Here is a 12,593-nt window from a genome sequence, read left to right on the forward strand (position 1 = left end):
TAAAAATTCAATATTATTGCTTATTCTTGTGTAGAGGCCTAAGCGTCTGCAAATATTCAAATTTTAATTAATATACCCCGATAACTTTTTAAAATACTACAGTTTGAACGAATTAAAATTAACTCTGGATACCGTAAATCCTGCTCACTTCTGGGGAGCAAATAATGAGAATTACGAAATGATTAAAGGTGCTTTTGCGAAGTTGAAACTGGTTGCAAGAGGGAGTGAGATTAAGGTTCTCGGTGATGAACAAGAACTTAAGGCCTTCGAAGATAAATTCAGTCAGCTGGTTGCTCACCTTGAAAAATACAGTTCACTTACCAATAATGATGTAGAATATATATTGGGTGCTAAAGCAAATGGTGTAGTGAAAAAAGATGTTGAACAGCCTACAGGTGGAGGCGGAGAAGTGATCGTTTTCGGAACAAATGGTCTTTTGGTTAAAGCCAGAACTGCAAATCAGCGCAGAATGGTGAGCAGTATCGCTAAAAATGATATTCTTTTTGCCATTGGCCCTGCTGGAACGGGTAAAACTTATACCGCCGTTGCTTTGGCAGTTCGTGCATTAAAAAATAAAGAAATTAAAAGGATTATTTTAACTCGTCCGGCAGTAGAGGCAGGGGAGAACCTCGGTTTTTTACCAGGCGATTTAAAAGAAAAAATCGATCCTTATTTACGTCCGCTTTATGATGCACTTGATGATATGATTCCGGCAGAGAAGCTGAAGTTCTATATCGAAAACAGAACGATCGAAATTGCACCATTGGCTTTTATGCGTGGTCGTACTTTAGATAATTGTTTTGTGATTTTAGATGAAGCACAAAATGCAACGGATATGCAGTTAAAAATGTTTTTAACGCGTATGGGTCCAACGGCTAAGTTCATCGTAACTGGTGATGTTACTCAAATCGATTTACCTAAAAAACAAATGTCAGGCTTGTTTAATGGTCTAAGGATTCTGGAAGACATTAAAGGAATCGATATTATATATTTAAGCGGAGAAGATGTGGTTCGGCATAAATTGGTTAAAGATATTTTGAAAGCTTACGGTGATATTCAATAATGTTTGAAAAATGTAAGATGAGTGATGGAAAAGTTTTCTACGCTATACAAACCATTATCCATTTTACATCTAACATGATCGTGAATTTATGAATGTAAGATGGGTGATGGAAAAGTTTTCACGCTATACAAACCATTATCCATTTTACATCTAACATGATCGTGAATTTATGAATGTAAGATGGGTGATGGAAAAGTTTTTCGCGCTATATAAACCATTATCCATTTTACATCTAACATCATCATGAATTTATGAATGTAATATGGGTGATGGAAAAGTTTTTCACGCTATACAAAGCCATTATCCATTTTACATCTAACCTAGATATTATGGAAAGTATTTTCTTAAATAATAATTTAAAGCTTTCCTTTGAAAAATTGCCTCACTCCATTCGGCTTATCGTTTCAAAGAATGGCGAAGAATGGGTTTGTCGTAAAGAAAAATTAAAAAGTTTATTTACTTTTTTAGAGACTGATAAAGAACACCTTTTTAAAGGAAGACTTCAATTAATTAAAACTAATGATCAGATTGATATTCAGGTTAAAAATGAATCAATCAGTTCGATTTCAATAGAAGCATTTCAGCAAGCTTTAATTAAAATGAAATAATTTAAACCTCGTATCGACCAAACTACGAGGTTTTTTTATTGAACTTATCTTTTGACTTCGGACTCCCGACTTCGGACTTTTTTACTTATTTTTATCCCCTCATGAAAGCACTTAAAGAAACCCATTTTAATTTCCCAAATCAAAGTAATTTTTACAAAGGTAAAGTTCGCGATGTTTATACTATAGCCGATCAATTTATGGTAATGGTGGTATCAGATCGTATTTCTGCGTTTGATGTTGTATTGCCTGAAGCTATTCCATTTAAAGGTCAGGTGTTAAACCAGATTGCAGCAAAATTTTTATCGGCTACGCAGGATATTGTGCCAAACTGGGTTTTAGATGTTCCAGATCCTATGGTTACTATCGGGCGTATTTGTGAACCATTTAAGGTTGAAATGGTGATTAGAGGTTATCTTGCCGGTCATGCATGGCGTGAATATAATGCAGGTAAACGCACAGTTTGTGGTGTTTCACTACCCGAGGGTTTAAAAGAGAATGATAAATTACCTCATCCTATTATTACCCCAACCACAAAAGCATCTGTTGGTCATGATGAAGATATTTCAAGAGAAGATATTTTATCCAAAGGAATAGTTTCCCTAACCGATTACGAGAAACTGGAACAATATACATTTGATTTATACCAAAGGGGAACTGAAATTGCCGCAAAGAGTGGATTAATTTTAGTAGATACCAAATACGAATTTGGCAAAGCTGATGGTGTTATTTATTTGATTGATGAAATTCATACACCAGATTCATCACGATATTTTTATGCAGAAGGCTATCAGGAACGTCAGAACGCCGATGAGCCACAAAAGCAATTATCGAAAGAATTTGTGAGAAAGTGGTTAATCGAAAATGGTTTTCAAGGTAAAGACGGACAAGATGTTCCAGAAATGACACCTGATATTGTAAATTCAATTTCAGAACGCTACATTGAGCTTTACGAGCAAATTGTTGGAGAATCTTTCATAAAAGCTGATGCTGACGCAATATCAAACCGCATTGAAACGAATGTTTTAAAAGCCTTAGAAAGGCTTTAGCATTTGAAAGAAATTTATACTTTAGTATTTAAAGATTAAAAAAATGAAATTTTCAGTAGATAAACACGATAAATACGTAACCTTAAAATTAGAAGAACCAAGGTTTACGAATGAGATTGCACCTGGGGTAAAATCTGAATTATATTTGCTTAACGCAGAAGGATTTAAGAATATTATTGTAGATCTAAGCCAAATTAAAGAATGTAATGACGCGCAGGATTTGAGTTGTCTGTTGGTTGGCGATAGACTTTGTAAATCAGCTGGTGGATTGTTCATCGTAACCGGGATCAATGATGAAATCGCACCTATTATAGAATTGTCAAACATATTTCAATCTGTAATGTTTGTTAATACATTAGAAGAAGGCACCGATTTCATCTTTATGGATGAGTTGGAAAAAGAATTCAGAGGCGATAAATAATCAACATTTTAATAGCACTTAGCCTCGTAGTTTCCGAAATCTACGAGGTTTTTTATATCATACCATTATGAAATTTGAAGTTACAATTCTTGGAAGTAGTTCAGCAACACCTGTTTTTAATAGGAATCCATCTGCTCAGCTTTTGAATTGTAATGAAAAATATTATCTCATCGATTGTGGAGAAGGAACGCAGCAACAGCTTACCAAATATAACCTTAAGGCTACCCGCATAGATCATATTTTTATCAGTCATTTACATGGAGACCATTATTTTGGTTTGATTGGATTGCTATCGAGTCTGCACTTAAACGGACGTGTGAAACCAATGCAAATTTTTGGTCCGAAACCACTTCTGGAAATTCTGGAAATTCAGTTTAAATATTCGGATACGCATTTAAGATACCCAATTGAATTTACACCAATTGAAGCAGACGAACCGCGACAAATTTTTGCAAATCAGGATCTGGTTGTTAAAACGATCGTATTGAATCACAGGATTCCGACTACCGGATTTATTTTTGAGCAAAAACCGAGACAGCGCAAATTAATCAAAGAGAAAACAGATGAAATTCCAATGGCTTACTATGCTGCTTTGAAAAAAGGAATAGATGTAGAGCAACCTGACGGAACAATTTTGAAAAGCGAAGACTACACTACGCCTGCTGAGGCACCAAGAACATATGCCTATTGCTCTGACACGATGTATGATGAGCGTTATTTCGAAACGATTAAAGGGTGTGATACCTTATATCATGAAGCGACATTTTTGCATGAGCTTTTAGACCGGGCTAATGAAACGCATCACACCACTGCAAAACAAGCAGGTGAAATTGCCAGGGATAATGAGATTAAAAAACTATTAATAGGGCATTTTTCTTCGCGTTATAAAACGCTTCAACTGCTTTTGGAAGAAGCACAATCAGTATTCGAAAATACCGAACTGGCTGTTGAAGGCAGAACTTTTCAATTGTAATTTTTGTTTTTAACCGCAAAGCAAGCAAAGGTAAAGCGCAGAGAACACAGAGTTAGGTGCAAATTAATTGTTAAAAACAATCTCTAAATCCTTAGCTTGATTGGTTGAATGAAGTATTTTGTGTCTCCGTGGCAGAAAAAGATGGTTGTAGTCAAATTCCATACAACAAAAAAGCCTCAAAGTAAAACTTCAAGGCTTTCAATTATATTAAGATTTTATTATTTATCTTTTTTGTTTCCGCCACCGAATACAGAGAAGTGTACGTAACGTTTAGGATTTGCCTTTAAATCGATCATCAATTCATCAAGATTTTTAGAAGCGCTATTTAAGTTATTGTACATCTTATCATCATTCAATAAAAGACCTAAGCTACCTTTTCCTTCTTTAATTCCAACAATAACACTTTGTAAATCACCAATTGCGCTATTTGCTTTATCTAATGTTTCTTTGAAATTAGCAGCTGCAAATTTGTCTGTTACTGTATTAATATTGGTTAAAATATCGCTGATTTTTTTGTTATTGTTATTTAAATTGGCAGTAATGCCTTCTACGTTTTTGAAAATAGCTTCAATACGGGCACTTTCAGAACCTACTAAACCATCAACTTTCTTAGAAGTGGTTTCTAATGAAGCAAGCGTTCCAGCAATACTGTTAAAACTTTTATCTACATTTTTCTGGAAGTTTGGATTCAAGATGGAGTTAACACTGCTTAATATAGAATCCATTTTACCAATGATAAGCTCAGCTTTCTTTTGAACAGGTTGAACCTGCTCCATTAAACCTTTTTCTACGTTAGCATTTAAGGTATAACCATCTTCGGCAATCTTTTTCGAATTACCTAGTGACATTACAATCGCTTTGCTACCCAGAAGATCTGTTCCTTCTAATTTCGCAATACTGTTCTCAGGTATGTCATATTTGCTATTGATACTTAATGTAGCCAAAATAGTACCACTTGGCTCTAACTGTAACTTCGCAACGCGACCAATTTGATAACCATTAATTAAAACTGGTTTAGAAACGGTCAGACCATCAACACGTGTATATCTTGCAAAAAGTGTAGTTTCACTAGAGAATATGGAATTGCCTTTTAAAAAGTTATATCCAATAATTAATAAAGCAATGGCAAATGCAGCTAAAATACCTACTTTGGTTTCGTTCTTAATTTTCATGTGTTTCTATTTATTGGCTGCAAATTTGTTCGTATCTCAAGATTTGCTAGAGCGCTATCATTTTTATTGTGCAAAGGTATTATAATTACATAATGTTTGCACCAACGATTTTGTTTGGTATTTGTTATAATTTTTCAGTCGCAAACCAAACAACATTTATAATGCCAAATTAATCAACTTCTACATCTTTTTTGTATCGCTTGATGGCGGCAAGTATAGATTCGGCAATTTCGCTTTGTCCATTACTCGAATTAATATATTTTTCTTCTTCTTTATTAGATATAAAGCCAACCTCTGTTAAAATGGCTGGCATTCCGCATCGTTGTAATACCAAAACACCCTGTTCTTTAACACCCCTGCTTGCTCTATTATCTCTACTGATATAACTGTTCTGAACAAGCTTAGCGAATTTAATACTTTTATCCCGAAAGGTGTTTTTCAGCAACGACATTAAAATAAACGTACCGGGTTTGTTCGGGTCATAACCGTCATATTTACTTTTATAATTTTTTTCCAGTTTAATATCAGCATTCTCCCTTATGGCGGCATCCTGCTCTTTCAATCTGTGAGAACCCGCAACCAGTGTTTCTGCACCTTTAATATGCTTGTTCCCCGGAGGCATGGAATTGCAGTGGATGGAAATAAATAAATCGGCATTGGCATTATTAGCAATTTCTGCCCGGCGATAGAGATCAACATCAACATCTTTTGTTCTGGTGTAAATTACTTTCGTGCCTGGTATTTCCGCCTGAAGTTTGGCGCCTAATTTTAATGCAACCTTAAGTGCAATATCTTTCTCCTTAGAAAAACTTCCGGAAGCACCAGGTTTCCTACCTCCATGTCCGGGATCTATTACTATGGTTTTAACCTGGTATCCTTGCGCAAATAAAACCTGACCTGAAAAGAGTGTTAAAATAAGAACTGATGTGATTAGAAGTTTGATCTTCATTTATGGGATGTTAGTGGGATGTGACTGCAATAATGTGCAGTTAAAAAGATGTTTCTGCTATTCGTTTATAATTTTTTATTGCTTTGATAATGCCATCAACAATCTCTTTCTGGCCTTCGGGTGAGTTCATATAGTCTTCTTCGTCTGGATTACTCACAAAACCAATTTCAGTTAAAACAGCTGGCATTGCTGCTCTCGCCAATACGGCTAGGCTTTTTTCTTGCACACCGCGGTTAATCCTGCCAGCAGATACATATTCTTGCTGAAGTAATGATGCAAACTTTAAGCTTCTATCCCGGTTAGTTTGTTTCATCAATGATAACATAATATCATTTTCAGGTGTATTGGCGATAAAACCCTCATAGTTTTTCTGATAGTTATCCTCCAAAAACATCGCCGCATTTTCACGTTTAATTACCTCATCTTGTTCTCCAAGTCGGCCTGTTCCTGATACAAACGTTTCAGTACCTCTGGTTGAAGTGCTTTTGGCGGCAATGGTTCTGTAAACTGGCACACTTCTTCCCTTTACTTTCTTGTAATAATCCACCACACGAGATACCCGAACTGGCATGTCATTTAAGTGGATGGAAATAAAAAGGTCGGCCTTCGCATTGTTTGCAATATTTATCCTTTCATATAAAGGAATAAAAATGTCAGTTTCTCTCGTATAAACAACTCTGATATCTTTGATACTATCTTGAAGTGCTCTTCCTAGATTTAATGCTGTTTTTAAAGCAACATCTTTTTCTTTTGAATATACGCCGTGAGTGGCGCCGTCTTTTCCGCCGTGCCCAGCATCAATAACAATTGTTTTAATTTTATATTCTTGTGCAATCGCTTGATTATCAATTGTATTGCTAAGTGCAAAGCAAATAATAAAGGTTAAAATGGTTTTAAGATACATCAATGGTATATTTTTCACTAATTTTGAACGTTTTTGATTAAACATCCGTGCAAAAATAACATTCAAATACGAATTTGAAACTTCTTAAGAGCTCTATTTTACTAATTTCTGTCATTTTATTAACACATGGTGTTAGTAAAGCTAACGCGTTTTCACGTTTTTCATTGCAGCAAATCATTCAACAAGACACTTCCAAAAGGGATACTTCCAAAAAAGAATCCAAAAATAACAGTGGTCTGGACCAAAAAGTGGAGTACAAGGCCGATTCCGTTAAATACAGTAAAAACAAGAGTATCATCTATTTATATGGTAATGCCAGGGTACTTTATGGTGATTTCGAATTGGATGCCGATTATATCAGATATGATTCTGAAAAAAAAGTGATTTTCGCCAGTGGTAGAACAGATCCTAAAACGAATAAATATGTTGGTAAGCCAATTTTTAAGTCTGGCGCTGAAGGATCTGCAATAGCCGATTCAATTTATTATAATTCTGAAACTACCCGTGCGAAAGTTTTCGGCGTATTTTCAGAGCAGGAGGGCGGTTTCTTTTCTGGCGGGCAGAGTAAAAAGCAGATTGATGATGAACTTCACATCAAAAATGTAATGTACAGCACCTGTAATTTGCCGCACCCGCATTTTGGTTTAATGATATCTAAAGGTGTGGTAACAGAAAAACAGATCATCACTGGTCCGGTTTACATGATCATCGAAGATATCCCAACGCCGTTAGGATTGCCATTCGCATTTTTTCCAAAGCCTAATAAACGAACATCTGGTATCATTTTGCCATCACCAGGTGAGGATGCTACAAGGGGATTTTTTCTTCAAAATGGTGGTTATTACCTCGGATTGAATGATTATTGGGATGCAAAGCTTCTGGGAAGTATTTACACCAATGGGTCTTACGAAACCAGTGTTAATTCACAATATATTAAGCGGTATAAGTATTCTGGTAATATTGGAATAAATTATGCCAGTGTTAAAAATGGCTTGGAAGGAACGGAAGCCTTCGAAAACCCCAATAAAGATTTTAGCATCAGGTGGTCGCATTCTCAAAATGCAAATGCAAATCCCGGAACTACTTTTAGTGCCAGTGTAAACATTACCTCCAGCAGTTATTATACAAATACTGCTGCTAACCAAACTTACGATATCAGGGCGATAGCAAACAATACCACAAATAGTAGTATCAGTTATGCCAGAACGTTTTCGAATAACATGAATTACTCGTTATCTATGACGAGTAATCAAACGTTGAGTACCAGAGATGTTTCCATCAGATTACCGGAGGCTACTTTCAACGTGCCTACATTTAGCCCATTTGATTCAAAAACCAGGGTTGGAGAACAAAAATGGTATCAAAAAATTACGGTTGGATATGCTTTATTAGGAACGAATGCCATTGATACAAAGGATAGTTTATTGTTTCAGAATGATGGATTGAAGAGATTGAGATCTGGTTTTTCTCATAACATTCCAATAAATATGTCGTTCACGGCATTAAAATATTTGAACTTTTCACTTGGTGGAACCTATAATGAGGTGTGGAATTTCCAATCGATTCGTAATCGCTATACCAGGTTCGCGGATGAAACATTTACGGCGAGGACTGATACCATCAGTGGTTTCAAAAGGGCGGGGAGTTATAATCTATCCACCAGTATGTCGACAAAAATTTACGGACTAAAGGTTTTCAAAAACCTTGGAAACATTAAAGCTTTGCGGCATGTAATGACACCAAACGTATCCTTCAATTATTCTCCGGATTTTACCAGAGCCGGAAAAGGCCCGTTTGAAGCAGTTATTGATCAGAATGGTCGCCCGATTATAGATGCCAGTACTGGTATACCCCTTACTTATTCTACGTTTCAGGGGATGGCTTATCAGGGTTCTTTTTCGGGTAAAAGTGCATCTATTGGGTTTGGTGTAGAAAATACGGTTGAATTGAAGGTAAAATCAAGTAAAGACACAACGGGTACTGGAGAGCGGAAGATTCCAATTATTCAAGGTTTGAGTATTAATGGAAATTATAACTTTTTAGCAGAACGAAATAAACTTTCACTACTTAATTTTAGTGGTCGTTCGCAATTCACAGATAAACTAGGGATTAATTATAATGGAACATTCGATCCATACGATTTAGAACAGTCCATAGATGCATCAGGTAGACCCTTGGTTAATACTGACGGAAGCCCTGTGCTGATCAGAAGTAATAATTATTTATTAAAAAGAGGCAGGTTGGCCAGATTAACATCGATTGGCTTCTCTTTTGATTATAGCTTAAATCCTGAGGCTTTAAAGAAAAAGAATGAAGCAAATGATAAACTGAGCGAAACAGCTAAACAAAAAGGACTTTCTCCACTTCAATCTGAACAGTTAGCTGCGATAAGCCGTGATCCAAACGCTTTTGTAGATTTTAATATTCCGTGGAATTTCTCATTTTCATATAGCTTTCAATATAGTAATGACCTCGGCGTGAGTAGAACCAGTAATACATTGAATTTTAATGGCGATTTAAACCTTACTACGAAATGGAAGGTTACCTTCAATTCAGGGTATGACTTTCAGAATAATGGTTTAACGCCAATGAATATTGGAATTTACCGGGATTTACATTGCTGGGATATGAGTGTAAACTGGGTACCATATGGTGCTTATAAAAGTTACTCATTAACGCTTAAAGTGAAGGCATCGATTTTGCAGGATTTAAAACTGAGCAAAAGACAAGGTTTCTACAATACATACCAATAAATTTATGTTAGCTGAAATAATAACTATTGGCGATGAAATACTCATTGGCCAAATCGTTGATACCAATTCTGCCTGGATGGCTAAACAGCTGAACTTAATTGGCGTATCAGTCAAGCAAATTACTTCAGTTTCTGATGATGAAAATCATATCCTGGCTTCTCTTGCGCAAGCTGAAGAACGTGCAGATCTGATTTTAATTACCGGAGGTTTAGGTCCAACAAAAGATGATATCACTAAAAAGACCCTGGCAAAATACTTTGGTATGGGTTTCCGCAGAGATGCAGGAGCATTGGAGATGGTCACTTCTATCTTTAAAAAATACAACAGACCCTTAATAGATATTAATATTCAGCAGGCTGATGTTCCTGATGGTTGCGAGGTGATTGTAAATAAGAATGGAACGGCGCCATGTATGTGGTTCGAGCAAAATAATAAAATTTTTGTTTCCATGCCAGGTGTTCCATTCGAGATGATGTACTTAATGGATGACGAGATTTTGCCCAGAATTAAATCGAGATTTACATTACCATCCATCATTCATAAAACTATCCTGACTGTAAATATTGGAGAATCTTTTTTAGCAAAAGAGATTGAAGAAATTGAAGATAACCTTCCGGAACATATTAAACTGGCCTATCTACCTAACTTAGGCCAAGTGTGTTTGCGTTTATCTGCTAAGGGGAGTGACGAAGCCACTTTAAATACTGAAGTTGAATTTTATGCGCGGCAGATCATAGCGAAAGTTCAAAAGTTTGTAGTTATTGATGAAGATGTTCCCTTTGAAAAAGCGATCCTGAATATTATGAAAAATCGTGGGGTAACTTTATCTACGGCAGAAAGCTGTACTGGTGGGTATATAGCTCATTTGATTACACAACACCCCGGCTGTTCGTCAGTTTATTGGGGCGGGGCAGTGGCTTATGCTTACTCGTTAAAAGAATCTATTTTAGGTGTTAAAGAAAATACGCTAACAAAATTTGGTGCCGTAAGCGAGGAGACGGTAAAAGAAATGGCAGAAGGTGCCATAAAACATTTCAAAACAGATTATGCAATTGCAGTGAGTGGTATTGCGGGGCCAGATGGAGGAACAGATGATAAGCCTGTGGGTACAGTTTGGATTGCTATATCAAATAAAAATAAAACGGTAGCTAAAGTGTTTACATTCAGCAATAAACGTATTCAAAACATTGAGCGTTCTGCTGCATCTGCCTTGACGATGCTTTTAAATCTACTTAAAGAAGACGAGTTGAAAGAATAAAAACTGTATTTTTGTCGCAATACCAATATAATATACTTTAGTTTAATATGGCTCAATACGAATTATTATTACCAAAAATGGGTGAGAGCGTTGCCGAAGCAACGGTAATTAAATGGGTAAAACAGCCTGGTGATGCGATTGATTTAGATGATACAATTTTGGAAATTGCAACCGATAAAGTTGACTCTGAAGTACCATCTCCTGTTGCTGGTAAATTGGTTAAACAACTATTTCAAGAAAATGATGTTGCCCAGGTGGGTGATGTTATTGCGATTATAGAAACTCAGGGAACAACAGATTCAAAGGCAGAGGAAAGCATACATGTAAGTGCTCCTGCTGTGCCTGAAGAAAAGCCCGAGCCTATTCCCGGTATTGCACAACTTCCGGTAGAAAATACAGCTACTCCAGCTAATTTTTCAGCTTCAGACCGCTTCTATTCTCCATTGGTTAAAAGTATTGCTTCTCAGGAAAATATCTCTATTTCAGAATTAGATGCGATTAAAGGTTCAGGTGCTGATGGCCGTTTAAATAAAGATGATTTATTAAATTATATTTCAAATAAAAATAGTGGTTCTCAAGCTCCCCCGCCAGCTGTACCTACTTCATCTCCTGCTCCGGTAGAGGATAAAGCCGTGCCACGTACGGTTGATGCTCCTCGGGCAAGTAAACCATCTACAACTTCAGTTTCTGGAGGTGATGAGATTATTGAAATGGATAGAATGCGAAAACTCATTGCAGATCACATGGTGATGAGTAAAACGACTTCTCCTCACGTAACTTCGTTTGTTGAGGCCGATGTAACCAATATGGTACTTTGGCGTAATAAGGTGAAGAATTCCTTCGAAAAGCGTGAAAATGAAAAAATTACTTTTACACCTATTTTTATAGAGGCTGTAGCAAAGGCAATTAAAGATTTCCCGATGATTAATATTTCTGTTAATGGAACACAAATCATCAAGAAACGGGATATTAATATAGGAATGGCTGCTGCGCTACCGAGCGGGAATCTTATTGTACCGGTAATCAGAAATGCGGATCAGTTAAACCTGGTTGGTTTAACTAAAGCCGTGAACGACCTGGCTTTAAGGGCAAGAAACTCAAAATTAAAACCCGATGAAACACAGGGTGGAACATTCACATTAACTAACGTGGGTTCTTTTGGAAATGTAATGGGTACTCCAATTATTAACCAACCACAAGTAGCTATTTTGGCTGTGGGTGCTATTAAAAAGAAGCCTGCTGTTTTAGAAACAGAACATGGTGATGTAATTGCCATTCGCCACATGATGTTTCTTTCCCTGTCTTACGACCATAGGGTTGTGGATGGTTCTTTAGGAGGGATGTTTGTGCGCAGGGTTGCCGATTATCTGGAGACTTGGGATTACAATAGAGAAATTTAAAATAACAAATTCATTCTTAAAGGTTTTTAAGAATTGAATATTTCGT

Annotated in this window: 11 protein-coding genes; 8 read left to right on the forward strand and 3 right to left on the reverse strand. The window is 36.3% G+C overall.

Annotated features, from left to right (window positions below; translation table 11 throughout):
* The first annotated feature begins 103 nt into the window (after window positions 1-103).
* From ACN1CD_RS05100 to ACN1CD_RS05120, 5 genes are all read left to right on the forward strand, one after another.
* Window positions 104-1,063 carry a PhoH family protein gene (locus tag ACN1CD_RS05100; RefSeq protein WP_419129244.1) on the forward strand — a complete coding sequence of 320 codons (960 nt, stop codon included), beginning with the start codon at window positions 104-106 and terminating at the stop codon, window positions 1,061-1,063.
* A gap of 329 nt (window positions 1,064-1,392) precedes the next feature.
* Window positions 1,393-1,671, forward strand: a complete 279-nt coding sequence (locus tag ACN1CD_RS05105) for a hypothetical protein (protein WP_419129245.1) — start codon at window positions 1,393-1,395, stop codon at window positions 1,669-1,671.
* A 101-nt stretch (window positions 1,672-1,772) separates the two neighbouring features.
* Window positions 1,773-2,717: a phosphoribosylaminoimidazolesuccinocarboxamide synthase gene (locus tag ACN1CD_RS05110; protein ID WP_419129246.1), complete on the forward strand. Its 945-nt coding sequence runs from the start codon at window positions 1,773-1,775 to the stop codon at window positions 2,715-2,717.
* 43 nt (window positions 2,718-2,760) lie between these two features.
* The gene (locus ACN1CD_RS05115) at window positions 2,761-3,138 is read left to right on the forward strand and encodes an STAS domain-containing protein (RefSeq protein ID WP_419129247.1); all 378 of its coding nucleotides are present in this window, start codon (window positions 2,761-2,763) and stop codon (window positions 3,136-3,138) included.
* Between the two features lie 67 nt (window positions 3,139-3,205).
* Window positions 3,206-4,111, forward strand: a complete 906-nt coding sequence (locus ACN1CD_RS05120; protein WP_419129248.1) for a ribonuclease Z — start codon at window positions 3,206-3,208, stop codon at window positions 4,109-4,111.
* A 218-nt stretch (window positions 4,112-4,329) separates the two neighbouring features.
* Here the strand turns inward: ACN1CD_RS05120 and ACN1CD_RS05125 are convergent, their stop codons facing one another.
* From ACN1CD_RS05125 to ACN1CD_RS05135, 3 genes are all read right to left on the reverse strand, one after another.
* Entirely contained in the window at window positions 4,330-5,283 is a 954-nt protein-coding gene (locus ACN1CD_RS05125; RefSeq protein ID WP_419129249.1) for an MlaD family protein, read from the reverse strand.
* 169 nt (window positions 5,284-5,452) lie between these two features.
* Entirely contained in the window at window positions 5,453-6,232 is a 780-nt protein-coding gene (locus ACN1CD_RS05130) for an N-acetylmuramoyl-L-alanine amidase family protein (RefSeq protein ID WP_419129250.1), read from the reverse strand.
* 40 nt (window positions 6,233-6,272) lie between these two features.
* Window positions 6,273-7,136 (reverse strand): N-acetylmuramoyl-L-alanine amidase family protein, encoded by an 864-nt coding sequence (locus tag ACN1CD_RS05135; protein ID WP_419129632.1) that lies wholly within the window; start codon window positions 7,134-7,136, stop codon window positions 6,273-6,275.
* 248 nt (window positions 7,137-7,384) lie between these two features.
* Between ACN1CD_RS05135 and ACN1CD_RS05140 the strand changes: the two genes are divergently transcribed.
* From ACN1CD_RS05140 to ACN1CD_RS05150, 3 genes are read left to right on the forward strand one after another with little or no spacing between them, the layout of a single operon-like run.
* Window positions 7,385-9,889, forward strand: a complete 2,505-nt coding sequence (locus ACN1CD_RS05140) for a putative LPS assembly protein LptD (protein ID WP_419129251.1) — start codon at window positions 7,385-7,387, stop codon at window positions 9,887-9,889.
* Between the two features lie 4 nt (window positions 9,890-9,893).
* Window positions 9,894-11,147 carry a competence/damage-inducible protein A gene (locus ACN1CD_RS05145; protein ID WP_419129252.1) on the forward strand — a complete coding sequence of 418 codons (1,254 nt, stop codon included), beginning with the start codon at window positions 9,894-9,896 and terminating at the stop codon, window positions 11,145-11,147.
* A gap of 47 nt (window positions 11,148-11,194) precedes the next feature.
* Window positions 11,195-12,547 carry a dihydrolipoamide acetyltransferase family protein gene (locus ACN1CD_RS05150; protein WP_419129253.1) on the forward strand — a complete coding sequence of 451 codons (1,353 nt, stop codon included), beginning with the start codon at window positions 11,195-11,197 and terminating at the stop codon, window positions 12,545-12,547.
* Window positions 12,548-12,593: the final 46 nt, after the last annotated feature.

Source organism: Pedobacter sp. N23S346, from assembly GCF_048515415.1.
GTDB lineage: Bacteria > Bacteroidota > Bacteroidia > Sphingobacteriales > Sphingobacteriaceae > Pedobacter.